Raw genomic sequence first — 22,357 nt, forward strand, 5'->3', positions numbered from 1 at the left:
ATTGTGTGGGGCCGGGTCAGCCGTCCCGGCGGTCCCCGCGGGCGAGTTCCCTGGCCGCCTCCATGAGGTCCTTGGCGGTGTCGATGGCACGCCAGTAGGAGCCCTGGGGCAACGGGAAGCCCGCCAGGGCCCGTTCGCGGGCCAGCCGGGGGAAGGTCGTGCGCTCGTGGTCGCCGCGCTCGGGCAGCAGCCCGGTGAACCGGGGCGAGAAGACGTAGACACCCGCGTTGATCAGATACGGGGACGGGGGCGCCTCGATGAAGTCGAGAACGTGGCCGAACTCGTCCGTCTCCACCGCGCCCCACGGGATACGGGGCCGGGCGAGCGCGAGAGTGGCCGTCGCGTCGCGCTCCGTGTGGAAGGCGGCCATCTCGCGCAGCGAGAAACGCGTCCAGATGTCACCGTTGGTCGCGTACCAGGGCTCCTCCGGACGCGGCAGGGACCGCGCGGCGAACTTCAGCCCGCCGCCCCGCCCCAGTGGCTCCTTCTCGGTGACCGTCGTGACGTGGCAGGGGAGTTCGGCCTTGGCGAGCCATTCCTCCAGCACCTCGGCGAGGTGGCCGGAGGAGACGACGACATCGGTGACGCCCTCGGCAGCGAGCCAGGCCAGTTGGTGGCCGATGATCGGCACGCCGGTGCCGGGGATCTCGACCATCGGCTTGGGGCGGTCGTCGGTATACGGCCGCAGCCGTGATCCCTGCCCACCGGCGAGGATCACGGCCTGGGTCGGATGCTGGGTCATGTGCCGCAGCCTATGCGGGCGCGGCGCACCACGGGTGCGTGACCGCGCACCCGGGCGGGCCGGGGGCCGGCCCCCGGCAGCGTGGGGATCAGCTCAGCTGGGCGACACCGGTGGCGAACGAGGTGTCGCAGACCGGCCGGGAGAAGCTCTGCGCCCGCTGCGGCCCGTACTTGTGCACGGCGGCCTTGCCGAGCGCCCGCGCGATCGAGGCGCAGTGCCGGGCCAGCGACGGCTTACGGGTGATCGCGCGCTGGAGACCGGTGAGCGCCGCACCCGGGTCCTTCTCCTGCAACTCCGCGATCAGACGGTCGCGCAGCGAGTCCTGAGGGGCCTGCTGGGCGGTCGCCGTGCCGGGCGTACCCGGCGTGACCGGGGCACCGGACGAGGCGGGCGTCGAGGCACCGGACGAAGAGGCATCGGACGAAGAGGCGTCCGGCGAGGCCGCGTCCGGGGTCGATGCGGAGGCGTCGCGCGCGGAGGCGGTGAGGACCTGCGAGTCCGCGGGCGAGTCCCACGGGACGCGGGTGACGGCGAGAGTCCCGGACAGAACGAGCACGACCGGGAGTACGAGGGCGAGGGATCGGCCGATACGGCGGGCTGCGTGGTTCACGCCCGAGATGGTAGCGAGTGGTAGTGATATGGCGACATTTTGTCACCACTTCGAGGGACCGAAGAGGAGTGTTGTTCGAGCGATGTCCCCCTCAAGGGGGGCTCTCTTGCTCTCCCGAGGCCGCGTCCGGGGCCGTTCCCGGTCCCGGTTCGGCACAAGTGGCACAAGTCCCGATCAGCGGCACAAGCCCCAGGAGGGACAAGGGGAACAGGCAGAAGAGGGCCGTGAACGGGTGGGAAACCCGCTCACGGCCCTCCAACTCATCGGGACCGACGGTCAGTCGCTGAGCCGCTCACCGGTGGAGGTGGAGAAGACGTGCGTCTCGCCCGCGTGCGGCACCACGTGCAGGGTGGTGCCCTTCTCCGGGACGCTGCGGCCGGAGACGCGGACCACCAGGTCACGCTTCTCGCCGCCGACGTCCGCGGTGCCGTACACGTAACCGTCGGCGCCCAGCTCCTCGACGACGTTCACGGTGACGGGCACGCCCGCCCGCTCGTCCTTGGACAGCGTCTTGCCGCTGTCGCCGCCGTCGCCGTTGACCAGGTCGAAGTGCTCCGGCCGGATGCCGACCGTGACCGTCTTGTCACCCCGGTCGGCCGCCGCCTTGATCGCGTCCCGCTCGACCGGCACCACGCTGTTGCCGAACTTCACACCGCCGTCGATGATCGGCACCTCCACCAGGTTCATGGCGGGGGAACCGATGAAGCCGGCGACGAAGACGTTCGCGGGGCGGTCGTACATGTTGCGCGGGCTGTCGACCTGCTGGAGCAGACCGTCCTTGAGGACCGCCACCCGGTCACCCATCGTCAGCGCCTCGACCTGGTCGTGCGTGACGTACACGGTGGTGATGCCCAGCCGGCGCTGGAGGCTGGCGATCTGCGTACGCGTCTGCACACGCAGCTTGGCGTCCAGGTTCGAGAGCGGCTCGTCCATCAGGAAGACCTGCGGCTCCCGGACGATCGCCCGTCCCATCGCGACACGCTGCCGCTGACCACCCGAGAGCGCCTTCGGCTTGCGGTCCAGGTACTTGGTCAGGTCGAGGATCTTCGCCGCGTCCTCCACCTTCTTGCGGATCTCCGCCTTCGGCACCCCGGCGATCTTGAGCGCGAAGCCCATGTTGTCCGCCACGGTCATGTGCGGGTACAGCGCGTAGTTCTGGAAGACCATCGCGATGTCCCGGTCCTTCGGCGGAAGGTGGGTCACGTCCCGGTCACCGATACGTATGTTGCCCTCGTTGACGTCCTCCAGCCCCGCCAGCATCCGCAGCGACGTGGACTTCCCGCAGCCGGAGGGGCCGACGAGCACGAGGAACTCGCCGTCCGCGATCTCGATGTCGAGCTTGTCGACGGCCGGCGTCTCGGCACCCGGGTACACCCGGGTCGCCTTGTCATAGGTGACCGTGGCCATGTTCTCTTCTCCTTCACCGGCAGGTACGTGCCGGACGATCCGTGGTAAAGGCGGAGGTGTAGTCCACTGCGTGGACCTGGCGAGACGCTAGCCTCTGATCCAGCTTTTGTCAGTAGTCCGACCGGCCCGATCCCCTCCGGGTACACTGCACGAGCGACGCCGCACACCCCGCGGCGACGCCGCCTTAGCTCAGCTGGTTAGAGCATCTGTCTTGTAAACAGAAGGTCGTCGGTTCGAATCCGACAGGCGGCTCCGCAGGTCAGAGGCCCCGCACCGGGTTTGGTACGGGGCCTCTGTGGTGCCTCGCGTGCAGTGGTGGAGCACACGATGATCGCCGGGGGCAGTTCCGAAGCTTGCTGCACTGGGGCCGAGCCCTCGGCGCGCCTCGCAGAATGCGCTGCGCCACCTCGGGCGCCTCGGGAACGGCGAGGACTTCCTCGATGGTGTGTCGGGAGTTCCGGGACGGGATGGCCCCCAAATGCCGGCTTCCTTGGTGCGTACGGCGAAGGCGCGGCTCGGGTTGTCGGACTCGATCGGGTTTCCGTAGCGAGCGGTGGAGGCCGGCCCGTGCAGGCCCTCCACAGCTCACCGGCCGCTTTCGCTCTGTGCTCTGCTGACGATGCCGCTGAGCGCGGCCGTGCAGAAGACCAGAAGTGGGGAGGGAGGTCCGGGGCCTCTGTTTTCGTTCCAGCGGTGGAGGACCTCGTCCACTGGCCTGGAGTTGGTGGCCGCCCTGTTGCCCCTGCCCCACCGATGGGACGCTCGATCATGGACAACACTGGCTGCGGGCGGGTCGCCAAGCCGTCGAAGGTGCGCAAGATCCTCGGGTACACGCCCGAGGTGCGCGAGGTGCGACAGGCAGAGGACGAGGTCAACCGGATGTCGTCCCGGCTGCTGGATGCCATGGGCATCTCTGGCATCCCAAGTGACCTTCCTGCCGCTGCCGGACCATGTGATGCCGTCGACCCGGACTTCACCACCTACTACACCGTGGACCATCCCTGGGCGCTGTGGGAGGCGGACGCGGACGATTTCGACACCGCCATGGAGAACCTGCGCTCTCGACTTCCCGGCCTGGGTTGGCGCATCACCAAAGACGGGCCCCAACACAGTATGTTCCGCAATCCGGAGATCAAGGCGGTACACATTTCCTCCGGGCATCACGTGGCCATCAGGGCGCTGAAGAAACGCTCAGGTGACCTCAAGCCGCAGATCAGCGTCACCCTCGTTTCGCCCTGCTACAAGGCCCCGGAAGGCAGCGACCCCTCCCGCGCCTGACAGCAGCCACCATGCGATGACAGGTGCGGTGACGCTCCCCATCGACAACCACGACGAGGCATGTCGGGGAGCGAGACCGAGAGCGGTGGCATCAACCACGAGGCCGGGCGTGAAGGCCTCGTCGAATCGCTCGTAGGCGTCGGCGTCACTCAGGTGATCATGGAGCGCGATCTCATGAATTGCGCGATCGTCGGTGGTTCAGCTCATCACGAGCCCCGGACATAGGAGCGGTCGGCACGGCGCAGGCCGTGCCGGTCGAGGCGCGGCCGAGCCGCCCCGGGCTTCGGCATGTCTTCGGCGATGTTCATGGCGCTTTCACTCCGCAGGCATACGTGTCTAGGTGCGTGCGTGCGGGCCGGTCGGTAGGTTGTGGGGCGGTTCCACGGTTTTTCGGGGAGGGGATGTGTTCAGCGCTTCGGGGGCTCCGTCATCGCCTGGAAGGCTGATGGTTCACCCAGCGTGCCTCTTCGTCGTCGGGGCCATTTTCGCTTTGAACATCAGGGGAGCGGCCGACTACGTGTACCTCCGCATCGAGCGGCATGTGACCTGGACGGGTGGCGGTATCGGGCCCGGGACACTGTGGATCTTCGGCTCGGTGTTCTTCGCGTTCGGAGTGATTGCCATAGCAGTTGAGGGGGTGGCTCGGCTGTGAGCCGACTCCTGTTGCCTTCCGGCCGTTCCGCAGTGGTCTGCGGCACCGGCCGGGCTCAGTTGTAGGTCCAGCGCCAAGCGTTCGCGCTGTAGGCGCATTTGATTGTTCTGCCGCTCGCTGTGGACGTGGTCGCTCCGTGGTCGCTGTTGCGGCAGAACTGGCCTGCTGAGTAGCAGTTGCCCGAGCTGGAGACGATGGAGCAGGTGCCGGAGCCGGTCCCGGTGCTGTCCGTGCTGTCGGCGTCCGCGTTGGTGTCGGTGCCCGTGTCCGGGGCCTCGGGGGTGGCGGTCTTGGTGACGGTGACCGTGGGGGCGGGCTTCGGGGTGGGCTTGACGGTCTTGGTGACGGTCGGGCCGGGCTTGGGTGTGGCCGTGACGGTGGCGGCCGGCTTGGCTTCGGCGGCGGGCTGTTGCCCGTCGTCGCCCGCGGTGCCTATGAGGACTCCCGCCAGGAACAGTGCCGAGCCGCCGACCCACACCAGGGCGCGCTTGTGGAGCGGGCGGGTGTGCGGGTGAGGCGGTACGGGCGGTATGGGAGCAGTACGCGGATCGGTCATCTCGTCCCCCCAGTGGTTTTCGGGTGGAGTGACCGTAGTGCCGGGGAGGGTGAGAAGTGAAGGATGTGTGAGAGGGGTGATCCTTCTGTGACCGATTCGGGGGTGGGGGCGGGCGGCGGGGCGCATCCGTGGGTCGGTCGGTTCGGTATGCGGCGGTGGTGCGCCCCGCCCCCGGGGCATGCGTTACTGAGGTGCCGTCAGGCCCATGCGGTCAGGAGGATGAGTGCTTGCGGCGGGCTCATCCAGGAGTCCGGCCGGTCACCGCATCCGACATCCTCGTTGTTCTCCTTCTTCTTGAGGAAGGTGAGGAGTTGGACGACGGCGGCGACCAGGGCGGCGAGGCCGCCGAAGAAAGTGCCCAGGGCTTCAAGAAGTTGGAGGAACATGGCGCTCGCCTCCCGCGCGCGGGCCGGGCGCGCATTCTGGTGATTCACACGGACAGGAAACGAATTCCTGGGGTGGAGAAGGTGAAGGAACCGGCCTTTCCGGCAGCTTCTCGCCACTGGTGGATTTCGCGGCTCTGCGGGGGACGCTCTGCGGCCCGGCCGCGCATGGTGATCGACACGGTTTCCCTCCTCTCCTTCTCTCCGTGGAAGAACCCCTTCTCGACGGAAGGGGTGATTTTCTGAGTGTAGTGGCGCTGTGGCGCCTCGTACAGAGTCGCTTCGGTTCGGGCGTCGTGTTCCGGCCATTCTTCCGGGAGTTCGCGCGGGGGCGTCGGAAACGGGTGCGGGGTGTGAGGTGCCCTCTTCCGTACGGGAAATGCCGGAGCGGGGCGCCCCGTCGCCGCGGCCGTCCTACGCTCGGGGAGGAGGTGGGCGCGGTGAGTGATCGGCAATGGTGCGGCGTCCGGGCCGAGGCGGGTGGCCGATGAGTTGTCCGGGCCCGCATCAGGGGTGCCGGGGGTGCGGGGGCACCGGTCTCGTCCATGGTGTTGCCGTGTATGTGTCGGACCACGGGGTCGGCGAGGACGTGTCCGCGCCCCATGGTTGCCGGCACTGCCGGGGGCGCGGCTTCTCCTGCCAGGCGTCGCCCCGCTGCCAGGGCAAGCACGAGCCCGGCACCCCCATGATCCGGCCGGACCAGCGCCCGCCCGGATGAGCCCCGCCCGGATGATCCCCGCCCGGGTGACGGGCCCCCGGATGAGGGGCGCCGTCCACCGGGGATCAAGCGGGGGCTTCCTGCGGGGGCGGCGCCGGTGGTGCCGTGCGGTGGGGCCGGGTCGTAGGGTTCCGGCATGGTGAAGGCGATCGTCCGCGAGTGGAGCGAAGAGGAAGGGTGGGGCGTGCTCGATTGCCCCGAGACCCCCGGGGGCTGCTTCGCGCACTACTCCGACGTCCGGATGGAAGGCTTCCGCACCCTGTCGCCCGGCCAGCGCGTGGATCTCACCTGGGAGGCACCCGGGTTCGAGCAGGACGGGTACCGCTACCGGGCGGTGAGCGTCGTGCCGCAGGGAGCGCCCCCGTCCGGCTGACGCCCGGGGAGGGGCTCACGCCCCGGGGAGAGGCTGACGCCCCGGGGAGCGGCCGGTATCGGCCTAGCGGCCGATGCCGGCTCAGCGGCTGATGCCCGTCGAGGGGCGGCGGAGGGCGAAGGGGCGGCGGAGAGGGGGCCGCGAAGGTGTGGGCGGTCACGTGCCGTTGCGCTGTTGGGCGGCGTTGAACTCCTGCACCCATTTCTCGTGCTGCTGGTAGTCCGCGGTGAAGCGGGTGTCGCCCGGTTTCACGGTGACGAAGTAGAGCCAGTCGCCCTCGGCGGGGGAGAGGGCGGCCTTGAGGGCTTCCGGGCCGGGGTTGCAGATGGGGGTCGGGGGGAGGCCCTTGTGGAGGTAGGTGTTGTAGGGGGAGGCGAGGCGCGTGTCGGCGTATGTGGTGCGGAGTGTGGAGCGGCCGAGCGCGTAGTTGATCGTGGAGTCCATCTGGAGCGGCATGTCGCGCTTCATGCGGTTGTCGATGACGCGGACGACCTTCTTCATGTCCTCGAAGGTGTCGGCCTCTGCCTGGGCGATGCTGGCGATGATCAGCGTCTTCTCGTCGTGCACACCGGCGGCCGACTGCCGTTCCCGCGCGGTGTCGGTCATGAGGGTGACCAGTGACGTCGGTGTCGTCGAGGACCGGACGGGATAGGTCGCCGGGTACAGATGGCCCTCCAGGTTGCCCTTGGCCGCGGCCGGCAGCTTGAGCTTGCCCCGGCGGGCGGCGCGCTCGGCGGCCTTCTCCGTGGTGCCCTCGGGGACGGAGAGGGCCTTGTCGGCCGCGGCGTACACCTGTGAGGCGCGCCATCCCTCGGGGACGACGAAGGAGGTGACGGACCGCTCCTGCTGGTACTGGCGGAACAGGACGACGGCCGCCGTGACGGCCAGCGCGCACAGTACGGCCACTATGGCGAGCCGGCGTGTCCGCTTTCCGGTCGTGGTGGTCATACCGGAAACGCTAGGACAGTGGCATGCGGAGTGGGGCGGGACGGTACGGAGACCGTCCGACATGGTGAGTGCGCTCCGAGTGACCCGCCGGACCGCACCCGGGTGTGCAAGGGCCGGACGGTAACGGAACTGTTCCGGCGGTCGGGCGCTCACCGGCCGTCGCCGTGATCCGTGACGGGCGGCGGAGAACCGGCGGGGCGGCGAGCGGGACGCCCGCACGGTGACGCGGTGCTCCGTACGGCTCTGACCGCCTCGTTCCGGGGCGGACGGCGGCTGCGGGGCCGGGTGCGCACCGTCGGGCCGCGTCCGGGGCGTGGGGGCTCGGGTGCGGCGGTGGGAGCGGCCGTGCCGTCCGTTCGCCTGTAACAGGCGTGTAAGAGCGGCGGCTCGGCGTGAACACCACGCGGGGCGGGCGGATCGAACGTGTCGGAAACGCTCACCCGTGCCGCGCAGCCGGCACCGACCGCGAAGGAAGAAACGATGCGCGCCAAGAAGATGACCCTCGCCGCTCTGGCCCTCGCCGCCGGTCTCTCGCTCACCGCCTGCCAGGGCAACGACGACTCCGCCGCCGGCTCGAACTCCTCCGCCGCCTCGTCCTCGGGCGGCGGTTCCTCCTCGTCCTCGGCGGGCACCTCCGGCGGCGGCTCCTCCGAGGAGAGCGGCACGAGCACCGGCGGCGGCAGCGGCACCGGCGGCACCGGCGGCAGCGGCACCGGCGGCACGAAGGCGGCGGGCTCGACGGAGGCCGCTCCCGGCAGCGGCGGCGGGAAGATCACCACCGGTGACTGCAAGACCAAGAACCTGGAATTCAGCTCGTCCCACGGCATGGGCGAGGGCGATCTGATCGTCACCCTCAAGAACGTCGGCGGGGACGCCTGCTCGCTCAAGGGCTTCCCCGGCGTGGACCTGCGGTCGCAGGACGCCGGCCGGCCCCTGAGCGCCAAGCGCAGCGACCTGGCGGCGCCGGCCGTCTCCCTCCAGAACGGTGAGGAGACCCGCTTCACCCTGCACTACCCGCCGAACAACACCGGCGGCACCGGCGCGTACGTCAGCAGCATGGTCGTCACCCCGCCCAACGAGACCCACTCCAAGAGCCTGCCGGTCAGCATCAGCCTCCCGGTCGAGGTCGGCGCCGACCAGAAGGTCGTGGTGGACCCGGTCGGCACCGGCAAGCAGTGAGGCCGCCCGTGCGGTGCGACGGGCGAGCCCCGTGGCGCGGCGCCCCCCTCACGCCTCCGGGGCGGTCCGGCCGGCTACGGGACGAGCACCACTTTGCCCGTGGTGCCCCGCGTCTCCAGGGCGCGGTGCGCCTCGGCGGCCCGGGCGAGGGGGTACTCGTCGACGAGCGGTACGAGTGTCCCGTCGGCCGCCGAACGGAGCGCCGCCTCCTCCAGTTCGCGCTTGTGCGACTGCATGAAGGCGGGGTCCAGCGGGTGGACGACGATGCCCCGGCCGCGCAGTTCGTCGGCGCTCAGGGGCGGGGCCGCGGCCTGAGCCGGCCGGCCGGTGGCCGTCGGCAGGGACGAGGAGCCGCCGTACGCGTGGTGGCTGCCGCCGTGGGCGACCAGATCGAGCGCGGTACGGCCGAGGGCGCCGCCGGGGCCGTCGAACAGATGGTGCACGGGGCGTTCCCCGTAGGCGGCACGGATGCGGTCGGCCCAGTCGGGCAGGTCGTAGTCGACGGCCAGGTCGGCGCCCAGCCGCGTGACGACGGCCGTCTTGGCGGGGCCGCCGGCCGCGCCGATCACGCGGGCGCCGCGGTGCTTGGCGTACTGCGTCAGCAGGGCGCCCATACCGCCGGCCGCGCTGAGCACGAGCACGGTGTCGCCGGGTTTGATCTCCGCGTTCCGCAGTACCCCCATGACAGTGCGGCCGGTGCCGATCAGGGCGACGGCCTGCGCCGCGGTCATGTCCCCGGGGACGGGCTGGAGGGCCGCGGCGTCGGCGACGGCCAGTTCGGCGTAGCCGCCGGGTGCCGCGCCGAGATGGACGGTGACGCGCCGGCCGAGCCAGCCGGGGTCGGTCCCCTCGCCCAGCAGCTCGACAGCGCCGGCGACTTCGCGGCCCGGGACGGTGGGCAGGTTTGGCAGCGGCAGCGGGCCGATCCGGTGGCCGCCGCGGAGCGTGGTGTCGATCAGGTGCACGCCCGCTGCCTGCACGGCGATCCTGACCTGGCCGGGTCCGGGTATCGGATCGGGGACTTCCTCGTACGTCAGGTTCTCGGCGGGGCCGAAGGCGTGCAGACGGACGGCGTGCATGGGGCTCGCTCCTTCGCGGATGGGCCGGCCGGTGTCCGGCGGGGCCGGTGGCCGGTTCGTGCCGCCCACGCTGCGACATGAAGTGAGGTTCAAGTCAAGCCTCGCCCGCGGGCCGGTACGGCGGCCTCGGGACAGCGCCGCTTGCCGGTGCCGCTTGTCAGTGGCCGAGTGCAGCATGAGGGCATGGCGACATCAGCGGTACGTGAGGCGCGGCGACCCTCGATCGTTCTCCCCGAGCTGCGGCCCTTCGAGGGGCGGGGGCTGGCGCCGGACGGCGACTACGACGGGGTGCGGTTCGAAGGGCTGGATCTGAGCGGTACGGACGGCGGCGGGGCGACCTTCCTGGACGTGGGGATGTACCGCTGCGCGCTGGACGAGGCCGCGCTCCGACGCACCCGGTTCATCGACTCGGTGCTGGAGGGCGTCTGGGGCGTCGGAACGAAGCTGGCCGACGCCGAACTGCGGGACGTGGAGCTGCGGGATGCCCGACTGGGCGGTGTCCAGTTGCACGGCGCCCGGCTCAACCGGGTGCTGGTACGCGGCGGGAAGATCGACTGTCTCAATCTGCGGCAGGCGTCCCTCACCGACGTCACGTTCGAGGAGTGCGTGCTGAGCGAGCCGGACTTCAGCGGCGCCTCGCTCGAACGCGTGACGTTCCGGGACTGCGTGCTGCGCCGGGCCGAGCTCCACCAGGTGCGGCTGAAGGACGTGGACCTGCGAGGGGCGACGGAACTGGACGTCGCGGTGGGGGTGGAGCACCTGGCCGGAGCCGTGATCACCATGGGCCAGCTGATGGATCTCGCACCGGCCCTCGCCACACAGATCGGCCTCCGGGTGGAGGGGTAGACGGCCTGGCCTTTTCCGGCCGTCGGCAGCCGGACCATCGGCGGTCGGGCGGTCGGGCGGTCGGGTGGTCGGGCGGTCGGGCGGTCGGGCGGTCGGGCGGTCGGGTGGTTGGGCGGTCGGGTGGTCGGCGGTTGGCCGTCGGCAGCCGGTGCCGTGGGGACGGGCCGTACGGGGACGCTTCGTACGGGGACGTGCGTGTGCGGGGACGCGTGCGTGTGCGGGGACGCGGGTGTACGCGGACCTCCGTGTACGTGGACGTGCCGTACCGGGCCGGTGCCGTACGTCGTCGTGCCGTACGCGGCGCTTGTGCCGTGCCAGGGCGCGGGCAGGGGACGCTGGGGTGGGTCAGACGCGGGGGAAACGGGACATCAGCGTCCAGACGGCCGGGTTGTCGGCCAGTCCCTCGTGCATGTCGGTGAGGTCCGCGACCAGATCGTGGAGGAAGTCGCGTGCTTCGCGGCGCAGTTCGGTGTGGGAGAAGGTGAGCGGCCCCTCGTCCCGTGCTGCCGGCCAGTCGCCGGTGATCTCCACCCAGCCGAAGCGGCGGGTGAAGCTCAGCAGATCGGCGGACTCCGTGAAGTCCAGGGTCGCGTGGTGGGGGCCGGGGGAGCGGGCACCGCGCGGATCGCGGTCGAGGTCCTCGGCGATGTCGCACAGCGCCCAGGCGAAGTCGAGCACCGGCACCCATCCCCAGGCTGTGGACAGTTCGCGGTCGCTCTCGGTGTCCGCGAGATAGACGTCGCCGCAGAACAGATCGTGCCGCAGCGCGTGGACGTCAGCGGTGCGGTAGTCCGTCTGGGGCGGGTCGGGGAAGCGGCGGGAGAGGGCATAGCCGATGTCGAGCACCCCGCGATGGTGTCACGCCATGGTGGAGCTTCCCCCGTTGCGGCGGGGCGGCGCTCCTCCGGCGGGAGGGGCGCCGCCCCGTCATCGTCCGTGCGCGGCCGGGTCTCAGACGTTGACGCCGAAGTCCTGGGCGATGCCGACGAGGCCGGAGGCGTAGCCCTGGCCGACGGCGCGGAACTTCCACTCCGCACCGTTGCGGTACAGCTCACCGAAGACCATGGCGGTCTCGGTGGCGGCGTCCTCGCTCAGGTCGTAGCGGGCGATCTCCGCCTGGTCGGCCTGGTTGACGATGCGGATGTAGGCGTTCCGCACCTGGCCGAAGTTCTGGCTGCGGCTCTCCGCGTCGTAGATCGACACCGGGAAGACGATCTTGTCGATGTCGGCCGGCAGCGCGGCCAGGTTGACGTTGATCTGCTCGTCGTCGCCGGAGCCCTCGCCGGTGAGGTTGTCGCCGGTGTGGACGATCGCCTGGTCCGGGGTGGCCTTGTTGTTGAAGAAGACGAAGTGCTGGTCGGAGTAGACCTTGCCCTGTGCGTTCACCGCGATGGCGCTCGCGTCCAGGTCGAAGTCCGTGCCGGTCGTGGTGCGCACGTCCCAGCCGAGGCCGACCGTGACGGCGCTCAGGCCCGGTGCCTCCTTGGTGAGCGAGATGTTGCCGCCCTTGGACAGGCTGACAGCCATGGGGTGCCCTTCCGTTGTGATGAATCGTGGTGACTCCCGAGGGAACCACCGTCGTCGGACCGTGACCTGACCGGGGTCCGCGGCCCCGCTTCTCACTCTCCACAACGCAGGCCGGGGACGGCCGGGTTCCAGGTTTCTTTGCTTTCTTTGCCTTCACTCCCGGCCCGGCCGCCTCCCCGGCCCCGCCCCGGCGGCCCCCTGACCGTCCCTTCGCCCCGGCCGGGCGGCCCACGGGCCCGGCGCGGGGCGCCCGCCGGCCGGCCGAAATGCGGATGACGTCCCGGCCGTGAGGGCGGACCATGGAGGACATGTCCGGTCCCTATTACATCCGTGGTGCGGTCTCGCTGCCCGAGGCCGAACTGACGTGGCGCTTCTCGCGCGCGTCGGGGCCGGGCGGGCAGCATGTGAACACCAGCGACAGCCAGGCGGAGGTCCGTTTCGACCTCGCGCGCACCCAGGCGCTCCCCGAGGTGTGGAAGCGCCGCGCGCTGGAACGGCTCGGCAACCGGCTGGTGGACGGCGGTGTGCTGGTCGTACGGGCCAGTGAGCACCGTTCGCAGTGGCGGAACCGCGAGACGGCGGCCGTACGGATGGCCTCGCTGCTCGCGGAGGCGACGGCTCCGCCACCGCCGCCGCGCCGCAAGAAGAAGATCCCGCGCGGTGTCAACGAGCGCCGACTGCGGCAGAAGAAGCAGCGCGGCGAGGTCAAGCGCGGCCGTTCGGGCCGCGGCTGGGACTGAGGGTCCCGCGGCTGGGACCGAGGGGCCCGGCGCCGCGGCTCCGGAGCCCGGACCGTGGCGCCTGGCGCGGGCGCGCGGGCCTCAGCCCAGGGAGCGGTACCGGCCGCTGTAGTACAGCAGGGGGCCGCCCGAACCGTGGGTGAGGCGGGTGGCCAGGACCCGGCCGACGACGAGCGTGTGGTCGCCGGCGGTCACCCGCTGCTCGGTACGGCACTCGACGGCTGCGAGCGCGCCGTCGACCAGCGGTGCGCCGCTGGCGGTGCCCCGGGTGTGCGGGAGCTCCTGGAAGAGGAGCCGGTCGCTGAGCCGCGCCTTCATTGCGAAGCGACCGGCGGTCTTGGTCTGGGCGTCGGTGAGCAGGGAGACGGCCCAGTGGTCCTGGCGGGAGAGCAGTTCGTCCATCCGGGAGCCCTCGCGGAGGCTGACGAGGACCAGGGGCGGGTCGAGGGAGACGGACATGAACGCGGTGGCGGTCATGCCGACGTCCTCGCCGCGCGCGCCCTCTTCCGGGTCGTGCGCGGTGACCAGGACCACTCCGGCCGCCAGCCGCGCCATCGCGGCACGGAACTCCTCGTCGTTCACCCCATCAGCATGGGGCATCGGGTGGGTGTGGGGCACGTGGGCCGTCTGCTGCTGCACTGCGTGGGACACGCTGGCTACGCTAACCAGCCGGTTCTCCGGCGTGCATCGGGCTGGGGGACCAGGCGGGGCCTAAGACCGCAGGCCGGGGGAAACCGGGCGCGGGGACCGGGGCCGGGGCCGGGACGGGGCCGGCTGTGGCACCGGTCCTCCGGCACACGTTGCGCAGTCAACTAGTCGCATTCTGTTGTGACTTGAGTCACAGAGGGCATTAATTGTTGACCCTGTGTACCGAGTGAACAGCTCGCTGTGATTCAGTGGCCGTGACAGCCGAAGAACGCCACAGAAGACCGCCGACGGGGGCCCGGAAGCGACGACACGAGCACCTGGAGTTGACGTACACGGCTCAGGGGGAGGGCTATGGAAACCGAGTCGGAACCATATGTCCGCCTCGCCAGTCTGCGCCAGCTGCACCACGTCATAGCGAAGCTCAACACCGCCCGGAGTCTCGCCGACACCCTCCAGGCCGTCGCCGACGGAGTCGTGGAGGGGCTCGGTTTCGAGATCTCGGCGGTGAATCTGGTGCGCGCGGACGGCGATCTGGTGGTGGCCGCCGTCGCCGGCAGCGCCGCCGCCGAGGCCATGATGTGCGGCCGGGTCGGCCCCCGCGACTCCTGGGAGCGCCGGCTGGCCATGGGCGAGCAGTGGGGGGCGCTCCGCTTCATCCCGTACACCGAGGGCTGGGTGCTGGACGACGACGACGTCCCGCAGTGGCACGCCCCCTCGCCCGTCCGCGAGACACCGGACGCCTGGCACCCCATGGACCGGCTGTTCGCCCCGCTGCACGCGCCCGACGGTGAGCTGCTGGGCGTCCTGTCCGTGGACCGGCCCCGCAACGGCCGCAGGCCCGGCGCCTGGGGGTGCGAGGCCCTCCAGATGTACGCGTCGCAGGCGGCCATCGCCATCAGCAACGCGCGGCTGCGCTCCAACATGCAGCGGGCGCTGGTACGGCTGGAGCGGGAGCAGCAGGCCCTCCGCGCCAGCGAGGAGAGCTTCCGGCAGGCGTTCGAGTACGCGCCCAGCGGGATGGCCGTCGCCGAGATGGGCGGTGACCAGCACGGCCGGCTGCTGCGGACCAACGACGCGCTGTGCCGGCTGCTGGGGCGGCCCGCCGCCGCGATGCGCCGCTACTCCTTCTCCGACCTCGTCCACCCCGACGACATCAACACCCTGATGCGGACCAGCGCGGAGGGCGGCCGGGCCGAGCTGCGGCTCGCGCGCCGGGACGGTTCGTACGTGTGGGTCTCGCTGCGCAACTCCGTCGTCGCCGACGCCGCCGACGGGCCGCGCTTCCTGCTCATCCACGTCGAGGACATCGAGGAGCGCAAGCGGCATGAGCTCCAGCTCGCGCACCGCGCGAGCCACGACTCGCTGACCGGGCTGCCGAACGCGGCGGAGCTGCGTGCCCGCCTCAGCAGCCGGCTCTGCGCGCTGCCGGGCCGGCCGGCGGCCGACGCCGAGGCGGGACCGGTCCACGGGTACGGGACGGCCGACGGTTTCCGGGACGCGGCCGGACCGGGCGGCGCCACCGATGCGGCGACCCACGGGTTCGGCGGCTTCCTGCCCTGGGACGGGGAGCAGCTGACCGGACCGCCGCCCCTCCCGGGCGGCGCAGGGTATCTCCCGTTCGGCGGCACGGGAGCGACGTCCTACCCCCCCCGAGGCCGGGCACCACGAGCACGCGGTGCCGCCCACGGGGGACGGTTCCGGGGAGAAGGGGCTGGCGGTTCTCTACTGCGACCTGGACGGCTTCAAGGCGATCAACGACCGTTACGGCCACCACTGCGGTGACGCGGTGCTCATCGAGGTCGCCCGCCGCCTCACGGAGGGCGTGCGGGAGGACGACACGGTCGCCCGGCTGGGCGGCGACGAGTTCGCCGTGCTGGCCGACGGTCTGGGCCCGGCGGAGGCGGAGGACCTCGCTGTACGGCTGCGCAACGCGATCATCCCGCCGATCCATATCGACGGGATATCGGTGCGGGTGGGCGCCAGTTTCGGCATCGGCTGGGCGGGCTGCGGAATGACCGCCGACGAGGTGCTGCACTCCGCTGACCAGCGCATGTACGTGGAGAAGCGGTCGCGCTCCAAGGGGCAGCGCCGGGCGGGCTAGCACACACGGTTCCGATCGGCCACGACCGTGCCAAGAGGTTCGCCCAAGAGAGGTAGGCTCGCCCGGATACCTGACGCAGTAGGGAGTGAAGGGATGAGCGCCGAGAACCACGGCACGGGTGCCACGCCGGAAGGGGGAGACGAGGACCCGTTCGCCTATCTGTACCGGCAGGAGGGCGGCGCGCAGCAGCCCGCCGCGTCCGGCCAGCAGCCCGGCGTCCCACGTCGCTCCTTCAACCAGGTCCGCGCGGTCGGTGAGCGGCAGTACGGCTACGGCTATCCGCAGCAGCAACAGCAGGGCGGCGGCTACGGCTACCCCCAGCAGGGCTCCGGCTACGGCTATCCGCAGCAGCCGCCCCAGCCCGCCCAGCAGCCCAGCGCGCACTACGCGGCGCCCGAGACGGTGCCCGGCGGGCGTGCGGCGGCGCGGCAGCAGGGTGCCGGGCAGGGGCCGGGCCGGGGCCGGCGCAACCGGACCGGACTGCTGGTGGGGGCGATAGCCGTGGTCGCCGCTGTGGTCATCGGGATCGGTGCGGCGATCGTCTTCAACAAGGACGAGCCCGAGGACCCGCAGGCCAAGCCGTCCGGTACCGCTCAGCAGGACGGCGGCCAGGACCAGGGCGGCGACAAGAAGGACGACAAGCCCGACGAGAAGACCGCCCCCAAGGGCCTGCCGAAGGAGGACGCGGCCAGCCTCACCCTCGGCGGCAGCGCCACCACCTCGACGGACATCAAGGGCGCCGAGGGCCAGGGCGGGGCGTACGTCTCCGGGCTGGACCAGCCGGGCGCGTCGGCCACCTGGGAGCTGAAGGACCTGCCCGAGGGCGGCAGGTACACGCTCCATGTGCGCTACGGCGTTCCCGGCCAGGACGCGGACGCCACCCTCACCGTCAACGGCAAGGCGGAGGGGCGCCCGCTGCGGCTGAAGAACTTCGCCGGCGCCAAGAAGGGCGACTGGGAGCACGGTTGGACCAACAGCTGGTCCAACATCCAGCTCAACGAGGGCGAGAACTCCATCAAGATCTCCTGCGAGGACGGCAACAAGTGCGGCGCCGTCCTCGACAAGGTGTGGCTGGAGAAGGGCTGGGGCTGAGCCTCCGCCCGCCCTCCCGGGCCGCGCCCGGTTGAGGAGCCGGTGCCCGAAGAGCCCCGCGCCGGACGGCGCGGGGCTCTTTCCTGTGCGCGGGGCCCCGGTCCTGTGCGGGGGCTCTGGCCTGTGCGGGGTCCCGCCAGCGCTCAGGGGGCGGAGGGGGCTTCGGAGGGGCGCACCCGTACGGCGGGCAGCATGCCGGTGTACGTCTCCTCGTCGAACTCGCCGGCGACCGGGGAGCGTACCGTCGCGGCGGACAGTGCCACGGCCCGCGCCAGCCGGTCGGGCCACGGCAGCCCCTCCGCCAGCCCGGACAGCAGTCCGGCGACGGCCGAGTCGCCGGCGCCGGTCGGGTTGCCCGTCAGCCGCTCGGGCACCGCGGCGCTCCACGCGCCGTCCGGGGTGACCAGCAGCATCCCGTCGGCGCCCAGCGAGGCGGCGACCGTGTGGGCGCCGCGCCGCTGGGCCGCGCGGGCGGCGCGCAGCGGTTCGGCGGTGCCGGTGATGCCGGCCAGTTCCTCCGCGTTCGGCTTGATGATGTCCGGCCGGGCGGCGAGTCCGCGGCGCAGCGGCTCCCCGCTGGTGTCCAGCAGTACGGGGACGCGTGCGGTGCGGGCCTCGCGCACCAGCGTCGCGTACGCGCCCACCGGGACGCCCGGGGGCAGGCTGCCGCACAGTGCGACCGCCCGCACCTGGCCGGCCAGCAGTTCGCGGTAGGCGGCCAGGAAGGTCTCCCACTCGTCCGGCGTGATGTGCGGGCCGGGCTCGTTCAGCTGGGTGGTGTCACCCGTGGTCTCGTCCACCACGCCGACCGTGCGCCGGGTGTTGCCCGCGACGGTCACCAGCGCGTCGGTGACGAGGGCCCGGCCGTCCGGCCCGGCCGCCTCGGCGTCCGCCGCAAGCAGGGCGCGCAGGACCCGGCCCGTCTCGCCGCCGGCGAAGCCGGTGACGGTCGAGGGCAGGCCGAGGGCGGCCAGTACGCGGGCGACGTTGAGGCCCTTGCCGCCGGGCCGTTCGGTCACCTCGCGCACCCGGTGGGAGGCGTGCGGAACGAGATGGGGCACCCGATAGGTCAGATCGAGAGCGGCATTGAGCGTGACGGTCAGGATCATCTGCGTGCACCACCCTCATCCGTCGGACAACGGTTCATCACTCACAACCCAGGAGAAAACGACACCACGGCGGAACCGACCGTGCGAGCGATCATGCCATTGGAACCGCCGCCGGGCGACCCCCCGTACCAGCTCAGCGGCCGTGCGGGTGCACGATCCAGGCACCGTGGCGCATGACGCCGACCAGATCGAAACTCTCGTCGAGCACCACCAGGTCGGCCAGTTTGCCCGCCTCCAGGGTGCCCACGCGGTCGGCCACGCCCAGCAGCCGGGCCGGGTTCGCGGACAGTGCGGCCACCGCCTGGGCGACCGGGATGCCGTCGACGGTCACCGCCCGCTTGAAGGCACGGTCCAGGGTGAGCGTCGAGCCCGCGATGGAGCCGCCCTCGACCAGCCGGGCCACGCCGTCGCGCACCTCCACCTCCAGGTTGCCCAGCGGGTAGCGGCCGTCGCCCATACCGGCCGCGCCCATCGCGTCGGTGATGAAGGCGACCCGCTCGGGGCCGGCCGCGCGGAACGCCAACTGGAGGGCGGCCGGGTGCAGATGGGTCCCGTCGTTGATCAGCTCGACGGTCACCCGCTCGTCCTCCAGCAGCGCGGCGACCGGGCCGGGCGCGCGGTGCCCCAGCGGCGGCATGGCGTTGAACAGGTGGGTGGCCACCGTCGCGCCCGCCTCGACGGCCTCCAGGGTGCTCTCGTAGGTGCCGTCGGTGTGCCCGACGGCGGCGATGACACCGTTGTCGGCCAGCAGCCGCACCGATTCCAGGCCGCCCGCACGCTCCGGTGCGAGCGTCATCATCGCGGCGTGGCCGCGCGCGGCGTCCAGCAGCTTGCGGACGTCGGCCGGGTCGGGGTCGCGCAGCAGCGACTCCTCGTGCGCCCCGCGCCGCTGGCAGGAGATGAACGGGCCCTCGAAGTGGATGCCCGCCAGATCGCCCTGTTCGACCAGTTCGCTCAGCGAACCCGCCTGGCGGGCCAGCTCGTCCAGGTCGCCGGTGACGGTGGAGGCGACCATGGTGGTGGTGCCGTGTCTGCGGTGGGTGTCGATGGCGGTCAGCGACTCGGTGTGGTCGCCGGCCGAGAAGGAGGCACCGCCGCCGCCGTGGACGTGCACGTCCACGAAGCCGGGCACGATCCAGTGGCCCGTCAGGTCCAGGGACTCGGCACCTTCGGACGCGGCGGTCCCGCCCGCTTCCCCGGTCCCTGCGACGGGTTCCACGGCGGCCAGCCGGCTGTCCTCGACCGTCAGCCGGCCGTTCTCGTGCACCCCTTCGGGCAGCACCACCCGGGCGCCCGTCAGCACCGTTCGCTTGCTCATCGGTTCGCAACCTCCGCGGAGAGTAGGTCCCAGGCGAGGAGCCCCGCGCCCAGGCAGCCCGCGGCGTCACCGAGCGCCGCGGGGACGATGGCCGGGAGTGGCTGGAACGTGACCTTCTCGCGGACCGCCTCCCGGAGCGGAACGAAGAGGGTGTCACCCGCCTCGGCGAGGCCGCCGCCGATGATCAGTGTGCGCGGGTCGAGCAGCGTGATGCCCGTGACGAGGCCGGTGGCCAGCGCGTCGATCGCGTCCGCCCACACCTTGACGGCCCGCGGGTCGCCCGACTCGACGGCCTTGGCGGCGTCCGCCGCGGTCGCCTCCGGGTCGCCGCTGGCCGCGGCCCACGCCTCGCCGACGGCGGAGGCGGAGGCGAGCCGTTCCAGACAGCCGCGCTGTCCGCAGCCGCAGGGCGGCCCATCGGGGCGTACGACGATGTGGCCGATCTCGCCCGCGCTGCCGTGCGCCCCCGGTTCGACGGTGTCGCCGATACCGATGGCGCCCGCGATGCCGGTGCCCAGCGGCAGGAACAGATAGCGGTCCACGCCCTCGCCGGCGCCGATCCGGCCCTCCGCCAGGCCCCCGGTGCGCACGTCGTGGCCGAGCGCCACCGGCAGCGGGGGCGCACCGGCGGGCCGGCCGCGGCCGAGCCGTTCGCTCAGCAGTGCGCGGAGCGGTACGTCGCGCCAGCCGAGGTTGGCGGAGAAGACGGCCACGCCCTGTGCGTCGTCCACGATGCCGGGCACGGCGACCCCGGCGGCGGACGGTTCGGTGCCGTACCGCTCCAGGCCGAGGGTGCGCAGTTCGGCGGCGAAGTCGAGGATGGCCTCGACCACGGCGTCCGGGCCGCGTTCGCGTCCGGTGGCCCGCCGCGCCTCGTGCAGCAGTTCGTTGCCGCTGCCGATGAGTGCGGCCTTCATGCCGGTGCCGCCGACGTCGAGGGCGATGACGTACCGCACGGTCCGCTCGGTCCCGGGCGGCTGGGCGGCTGCGGTGGGGTCGTCGTCACGGGTGCTCACGCGGGACAGTCTCCCGCGTGATCCCTGTAAAGGTCTAGTCCACTCGGGGGTCTTCTTCTCCCGGCGGTTCCGCCCGCGGCCGGGAGCCGTGGCCGCGGGCGGGGCTTGCCGTCCGGCGTCGTAACAAATACGGTTACGACCAGACCGCGGAGCGAGGGAGGTGGAGGCCGGTATGAGCGCCAACAGCAGGCTGACCATCGCGGCACACGCTCTGACCTGGATCGGGCTGTACCAGCGGCGCGGCCACGAGGTCGCCACCTCCGAACAGATCGCGACGAGCGTCAACACCAACCCGGTGGTGATCCGCCGCCTGCTGGCCCAGCTGAGCAAGGCCGGCCTGGCCGATTCGCGGCGGGGGGCGGGGGCGGGCTGGATGCTCGCGCGGGACCTGTCGGCGATCACCCTGCTCGACGTCTACGAGGCGGTCGAACCGGGCCCGGTCTTCGCCCTGCACCGCGCGACACCGGACCCCGAGTGCGTCGTGGGCCGCGGTATCGGGCCGGCGCTGACCGCCGTGTACGACGGCGTGGAGGCCGCCCTGCGCAGGGAATTGGCCGGGGCCACGCTGGAGGACGTACTGCGGGACATCCTGAAAGCCGCCTGATCGGCAGGTCGGCGACCTCCCCTGAGAGAGGGAGGTCGCTTCTTGCCCCGGTCAATGTAACCAGAATTGTTACATCAAGGAATCGGAGAGTGTCATGGGACAGCTCGACGACAAGACCGCCCTCGTCACGGGCGCCTCCAGCGGTATCGGTCTGGCGACCGCCCGCCGTTTCGCCGCCGAGGGCGCGACCGTCTACCTCACCGGGCGCCGCAAGGACGCGCTGGACGCCGCCGTCGCACAGGTCGGCCCCCGGGGCATCGCCGTACAGGGCGACACCTCGGACCTCGGCGACCTCGACCGGCTCTTCGCGGAGATCGCGGACCGCAGCGGCGGGCTGGATGTCGTGGTGGCCAACGCCGGGGTCGGGGAATACGGCCCGCTCGGCGCGATCACCGAGGAGGAGTACGACCACACTGTCTCGATCAACCTCAAGGGCACGGTCTTCACCGTCCAGAAGGCCCTGCCGCTGCTGACGGCCGGCGCCTCGGTGCTGCTGCTCTCCTCCAGCTCGGCCCTGCGGGCCACCCCGGGCCTGGGCGTCTACGCCGCGACCAAGGCCGCGATCCGCAGCCTCGCCCGCACATGGGCCGCCGAACTGGCCGGCCGCGGAATCCGCGTCAACGCCCTCACCCCCGGCCCCGTCGGCACCCCGGGCCTGGACGAACTCCTCGCCGCCTTCCCCGACGGCGACCGGCCCAGCGCGGCAGAGCCCGCCCCGCCGACCCCGCTCGGCCGCGTCGGCCACCCCGACGAGGTCGCAGCCGCCGCCCTCTATCTGGCCGGGGGCCAGAGCACGTTCACCACCGGCGCCGAACTGTTCGTCGACGGCGGCGCCACACAGCTGTAGGCGCCGGAAACAGCGGAAGGACAACACGGAAGGACAAGGACGATGGCAACGGAAGCAACAACGGCAGCGGAAGCGACGGCGGCGGCGGGCACGTGGAGCGCGCGGGCCGTGGCCGAGAAGTTCGTGGAGCGCCTCGGCAGGCAGGACCCCGAGGGCATCCAGGAACTGTTCGCCGAGGAGATCGACTGGTACGTACCCGGCAACGACGCGCTGCCCTGGACCGGGCGCCGCACCCGCCGGGAGGAGGTCGCGCCGTACTTCACCACGATGTGGCCGCACTTCGTCCCCGGCAGGAGCGAGGTCGCACTGGAGCGCGTCGTCGTCGACGGCGGTGACGTGGTGCTGCTGGCGGTCTGGACGCACACCGTCGCGGCCACCGGGAAGGAGTTCACCACACCGGCGGCCATGCACCTGGTGGTCGAGGACGGCCGGATCGTCCGTATGCACCTGTACGAGGACACGCTGACCGTCGCCGCGGCGTTCGACGCCGGCTGACCGCAGGGTGCCCGGGGAACCCGCGTGGCCCGGCGGGCCGGTCCGGTCCGGTCCGGGCCACGCGGACCGAGTACGCGGAGTAGGCGCCG

Annotated in this window: 24 protein-coding genes, 1 tRNA gene and 2 pseudogenes; 13 read left to right on the forward strand and 14 right to left on the reverse strand. The window is 71.8% G+C overall.

Annotation, left to right across the window (positions count from 1 at the left end):
- Positions 1–16: 16 nt before the first annotated feature.
- The 3 genes from IO40_RS0122755 to IO40_RS0122765 form a co-directional block, all read right to left on the reverse strand.
- On the reverse strand, positions 17–742 hold the full coding sequence (locus IO40_RS0122755) for a nucleotidyltransferase family protein (RefSeq protein WP_031029024.1): 726 nt from the start codon (positions 740–742) through the stop codon (positions 17–19).
- 88 nt (positions 743–830) lie between these two features.
- A complete protein-coding gene (locus tag IO40_RS0122760) occupies positions 831–1,352 on the reverse strand; it encodes a hypothetical protein (RefSeq protein ID WP_016472345.1) in 522 nt (173 codons plus the stop codon).
- A gap of 276 nt (positions 1,353–1,628) precedes the next feature.
- On the reverse strand, positions 1,629–2,759 hold the full coding sequence (locus IO40_RS0122765) for an ABC transporter ATP-binding protein (RefSeq protein WP_016472346.1): 1,131 nt from the start codon (positions 2,757–2,759) through the stop codon (positions 1,629–1,631).
- 178 nt (positions 2,760–2,937) lie between these two features.
- Between IO40_RS0122765 and IO40_RS0122770 the strand changes: the two genes are divergently transcribed.
- The 3 genes from IO40_RS0122770 (at position 2,938) to IO40_RS0122785 (ending at position 4,689) form a co-directional block, all read left to right on the forward strand.
- Positions 2,938–3,011 (forward strand) — tRNA-Thr (locus IO40_RS0122770).
- A gap of 516 nt (positions 3,012–3,527) precedes the next feature.
- The gene (locus IO40_RS0122775; protein ID WP_016472347.1) at positions 3,528–4,037 is read left to right on the forward strand and encodes a hypothetical protein; all 510 of its coding nucleotides are present in this window, start codon (positions 3,528–3,530) and stop codon (positions 4,035–4,037) included.
- A 490-nt stretch (positions 4,038–4,527) separates the two neighbouring features.
- Positions 4,528–4,689, forward strand: coding sequence for a hypothetical protein (locus IO40_RS0122785; RefSeq protein ID WP_157846447.1), 162 nt, complete (start codon positions 4,528–4,530; stop codon positions 4,687–4,689).
- 55 nt (positions 4,690–4,744) lie between these two features.
- On the opposite strand, the gene IO40_RS0122790 is transcribed toward IO40_RS0122785, so the two are convergent.
- The 3 genes from IO40_RS0122790 to IO40_RS39490 form a co-directional block, all read right to left on the reverse strand.
- Positions 4,745–5,245 carry a hypothetical protein gene (locus IO40_RS0122790; RefSeq protein ID WP_031176033.1) on the reverse strand — a complete coding sequence of 167 codons (501 nt, stop codon included), beginning with the start codon at positions 5,243–5,245 and terminating at the stop codon, positions 4,745–4,747.
- 197 nt (positions 5,246–5,442) lie between these two features.
- Entirely contained in the window at positions 5,443–5,679 is a 237-nt protein-coding gene (locus IO40_RS0122795) for a hypothetical protein (RefSeq protein WP_137023004.1), read from the reverse strand.
- Positions 5,676–5,810 (reverse strand): hypothetical protein, encoded by a 135-nt coding sequence (locus tag IO40_RS39490; RefSeq protein WP_262070658.1) that lies wholly within the window; start codon positions 5,808–5,810, stop codon positions 5,676–5,678. Before IO40_RS39490 ends, IO40_RS0122795 begins: the two co-directional genes overlap by 4 nt.
- Positions 5,811–6,482: 672 nt before the next feature.
- Between IO40_RS39490 and IO40_RS0122800 the strand changes: the two genes are divergently transcribed.
- Complete coding sequence (locus tag IO40_RS0122800; RefSeq protein ID WP_031176034.1) at positions 6,483–6,719, forward strand: cold-shock protein; 237 nt, start codon at positions 6,483–6,485, stop codon at positions 6,717–6,719.
- Between the two features lie 156 nt (positions 6,720–6,875).
- Here the strand turns inward: IO40_RS0122800 and mltG are convergent, their stop codons facing one another.
- Positions 6,876–7,667, reverse strand: coding sequence for an endolytic transglycosylase MltG (gene mltG / locus IO40_RS0122805; protein WP_033229447.1), 792 nt, complete (start codon positions 7,665–7,667; stop codon positions 6,876–6,878).
- A 480-nt stretch (positions 7,668–8,147) separates the two neighbouring features.
- Here mltG and IO40_RS0122810 point away from each other — a divergent pair, with 480 nt between their 5' ends.
- Positions 8,148–8,846: a DUF4232 domain-containing protein gene (locus tag IO40_RS0122810; protein WP_031176035.1), complete on the forward strand. Its 699-nt coding sequence runs from the start codon at positions 8,148–8,150 to the stop codon at positions 8,844–8,846.
- Positions 8,847–8,920: 74 nt separating this feature from the next.
- On the opposite strand, the gene IO40_RS0122815 is transcribed toward IO40_RS0122810, so the two are convergent.
- Positions 8,921–9,925, reverse strand: coding sequence for a zinc-binding dehydrogenase (locus IO40_RS0122815; RefSeq protein ID WP_016472356.1), 1,005 nt, complete (start codon positions 9,923–9,925; stop codon positions 8,921–8,923).
- A gap of 183 nt (positions 9,926–10,108) precedes the next feature.
- Between IO40_RS0122815 and IO40_RS0122820 the strand changes: the two genes are divergently transcribed.
- On the forward strand, positions 10,109–10,771 hold the full coding sequence (locus IO40_RS0122820) for a pentapeptide repeat-containing protein (RefSeq protein ID WP_016472357.1): 663 nt from the start codon (positions 10,109–10,111) through the stop codon (positions 10,769–10,771).
- A 345-nt stretch (positions 10,772–11,116) separates the two neighbouring features.
- Here the strand turns inward: IO40_RS0122820 and IO40_RS0122825 are convergent, their stop codons facing one another.
- Both IO40_RS0122825 and IO40_RS0122830 read right to left on the reverse strand, forming a co-directional pair.
- Complete coding sequence (locus IO40_RS0122825; protein WP_016472358.1) at positions 11,117–11,617, reverse strand: hypothetical protein; 501 nt, start codon at positions 11,615–11,617, stop codon at positions 11,117–11,119.
- A 105-nt stretch (positions 11,618–11,722) separates the two neighbouring features.
- Positions 11,723–12,298 carry a TerD family protein gene (locus IO40_RS0122830; protein ID WP_016472359.1) on the reverse strand — a complete coding sequence of 192 codons (576 nt, stop codon included), beginning with the start codon at positions 12,296–12,298 and terminating at the stop codon, positions 11,723–11,725.
- 308 nt (positions 12,299–12,606) lie between these two features.
- On the opposite strand from IO40_RS0122830, the gene arfB reads away from it, so the two are divergent.
- Positions 12,607–13,038: an alternative ribosome rescue aminoacyl-tRNA hydrolase ArfB gene (gene arfB, locus IO40_RS0122835; protein ID WP_374117476.1), complete on the forward strand. Its 432-nt coding sequence runs from the start codon at positions 12,607–12,609 to the stop codon at positions 13,036–13,038.
- Between the two features lie 81 nt (positions 13,039–13,119).
- Here the strand turns inward: arfB and IO40_RS0122840 are convergent, their stop codons facing one another.
- On the reverse strand, positions 13,120–13,593 hold the full coding sequence (locus IO40_RS0122840; RefSeq protein ID WP_016472361.1) for a flavin reductase family protein: 474 nt from the start codon (positions 13,591–13,593) through the stop codon (positions 13,120–13,122).
- A gap of 444 nt (positions 13,594–14,037) precedes the next feature.
- Here IO40_RS0122840 and cdgB point away from each other — a divergent pair.
- The 3 genes and pseudogenes from cdgB to IO40_RS0122855 all read left to right on the forward strand — a co-directional run.
- A pseudogene (cdgB, locus tag IO40_RS39860) lies at positions 14,038–15,105 on the forward strand (diguanylate cyclase CdgB); the annotation flags it as partial.
- A gap of 241 nt (positions 15,106–15,346) precedes the next feature.
- Positions 15,347–15,787, forward strand: a pseudogene (locus tag IO40_RS39865) (GGDEF domain-containing protein); the annotation flags it as partial.
- Between the two features lie 93 nt (positions 15,788–15,880).
- The gene (locus tag IO40_RS0122855) at positions 15,881–16,879 is read left to right on the forward strand and encodes a carbohydrate-binding protein (protein ID WP_016472363.1); all 999 of its coding nucleotides are present in this window, start codon (positions 15,881–15,883) and stop codon (positions 16,877–16,879) included.
- A 143-nt stretch (positions 16,880–17,022) separates the two neighbouring features.
- Here the strand turns inward: IO40_RS0122855 and IO40_RS0122860 are convergent, their stop codons facing one another.
- From IO40_RS0122860 to IO40_RS0122870, 3 genes are all read right to left on the reverse strand, one after another.
- Positions 17,023–17,988, reverse strand: a complete 966-nt coding sequence (locus IO40_RS0122860) for a 1-phosphofructokinase family hexose kinase (protein WP_030407929.1) — start codon at positions 17,986–17,988, stop codon at positions 17,023–17,025.
- Between the two features lie 133 nt (positions 17,989–18,121).
- Complete coding sequence (nagA, locus tag IO40_RS0122865; RefSeq protein WP_016472365.1) at positions 18,122–19,306, reverse strand: N-acetylglucosamine-6-phosphate deacetylase; 1,185 nt, start codon at positions 19,304–19,306, stop codon at positions 18,122–18,124.
- A complete protein-coding gene (locus IO40_RS0122870) occupies positions 19,303–20,262 on the reverse strand; it encodes an ROK family protein (RefSeq protein ID WP_031176038.1) in 960 nt (319 codons plus the stop codon). The genes nagA and IO40_RS0122870 overlap by 4 nt, the downstream gene beginning before the upstream one ends.
- A 232-nt stretch (positions 20,263–20,494) precedes the next feature.
- Here IO40_RS0122870 and IO40_RS0122875 point away from each other — a divergent pair, with 232 nt between their 5' ends.
- The 3 genes from IO40_RS0122875 to IO40_RS0122885 all read left to right on the forward strand — a co-directional run bounded on the left by IO40_RS0122875 (position 20,495) and on the right by IO40_RS0122885 (position 22,268).
- Positions 20,495–20,926 carry an Rrf2 family transcriptional regulator gene (locus tag IO40_RS0122875; RefSeq protein ID WP_030407927.1) on the forward strand — a complete coding sequence of 144 codons (432 nt, stop codon included), beginning with the start codon at positions 20,495–20,497 and terminating at the stop codon, positions 20,924–20,926.
- 94 nt (positions 20,927–21,020) lie between these two features.
- Positions 21,021–21,773 (forward strand): SDR family NAD(P)-dependent oxidoreductase, encoded by a 753-nt coding sequence (locus tag IO40_RS0122880; RefSeq protein ID WP_016472368.1) that lies wholly within the window; start codon positions 21,021–21,023, stop codon positions 21,771–21,773.
- A gap of 42 nt (positions 21,774–21,815) precedes the next feature.
- Positions 21,816–22,268, forward strand: a complete 453-nt coding sequence (locus IO40_RS0122885; protein ID WP_016472369.1) for a nuclear transport factor 2 family protein — start codon at positions 21,816–21,818, stop codon at positions 22,266–22,268.
- Positions 22,269–22,357 lie beyond the last annotated feature (89 nt).

The organism is Streptomyces albus subsp. albus (genome assembly GCF_000725885.1).
Classification (GTDB): Bacteria; Actinomycetota; Actinomycetes; order Streptomycetales; family Streptomycetaceae; genus Streptomyces; species Streptomyces albus.

Coding starts and splice junctions, on each gene's coding strand:
- IO40_RS0122755 (WP_031029024.1), bottom strand. CDS start 742: ATGACCCAGCATCCGACCCAGGCCGTGATCCTCGCCGGTGGGCAGGGA.
- IO40_RS0122765 (WP_016472346.1), bottom strand. CDS start 2,759: ATGGCCACGGTCACCTATGACAAGGCGACCCGGGTGTACCCGGGTGCC.
- IO40_RS0122775 (WP_016472347.1), top strand. CDS start 3,528: ATGGACAACACTGGCTGCGGGCGGGTCGCCAAGCCGTCGAAGGTGCGC.
- IO40_RS0122790 (WP_031176033.1), bottom strand. CDS start 5,245: ATGACCGATCCGCGTACTGCTCCCATACCGCCCGTACCGCCTCACCCG.
- IO40_RS0122800 (WP_031176034.1), top strand. CDS start 6,483: ATGGTGAAGGCGATCGTCCGCGAGTGGAGCGAAGAGGAAGGGTGGGGC.
- mltG (WP_033229447.1), bottom strand. CDS start 7,667: ATGACCACCACGACCGGAAAGCGGACACGCCGGCTCGCCATAGTGGCC.
- IO40_RS0122810 (WP_031176035.1), top strand. CDS start 8,148: ATGCGCGCCAAGAAGATGACCCTCGCCGCTCTGGCCCTCGCCGCCGGT.
- IO40_RS0122815 (WP_016472356.1), bottom strand. CDS start 9,925: ATGCACGCCGTCCGTCTGCACGCCTTCGGCCCCGCCGAGAACCTGACG.
- IO40_RS0122820 (WP_016472357.1), top strand. CDS start 10,109: ATGGCGACATCAGCGGTACGTGAGGCGCGGCGACCCTCGATCGTTCTC.
- IO40_RS0122830 (WP_016472359.1), bottom strand. CDS start 12,298: ATGGCTGTCAGCCTGTCCAAGGGCGGCAACATCTCGCTCACCAAGGAG.
- arfB (WP_374117476.1), top strand. CDS start 12,607: ATGTCCGGTCCCTATTACATCCGTGGTGCGGTCTCGCTGCCCGAGGCC.
- IO40_RS0122840 (WP_016472361.1), bottom strand. CDS start 13,593: ATGGCGCGGCTGGCGGCCGGAGTGGTCCTGGTCACCGCGCACGACCCG.
- IO40_RS0122855 (WP_016472363.1), top strand. CDS start 15,881: ATGAGCGCCGAGAACCACGGCACGGGTGCCACGCCGGAAGGGGGAGAC.
- IO40_RS0122860 (WP_030407929.1), bottom strand. CDS start 17,988: ATGATCCTGACCGTCACGCTCAATGCCGCTCTCGATCTGACCTATCGG.
- nagA (WP_016472365.1), bottom strand. CDS start 19,306: ATGAGCAAGCGAACGGTGCTGACGGGCGCCCGGGTGGTGCTGCCCGAA.
- IO40_RS0122875 (WP_030407927.1), top strand. CDS start 20,495: ATGAGCGCCAACAGCAGGCTGACCATCGCGGCACACGCTCTGACCTGG.
- IO40_RS0122880 (WP_016472368.1), top strand. CDS start 21,021: ATGGGACAGCTCGACGACAAGACCGCCCTCGTCACGGGCGCCTCCAGC.
- IO40_RS0122885 (WP_016472369.1), top strand. CDS start 21,816: ATGGCAACGGAAGCAACAACGGCAGCGGAAGCGACGGCGGCGGCGGGC.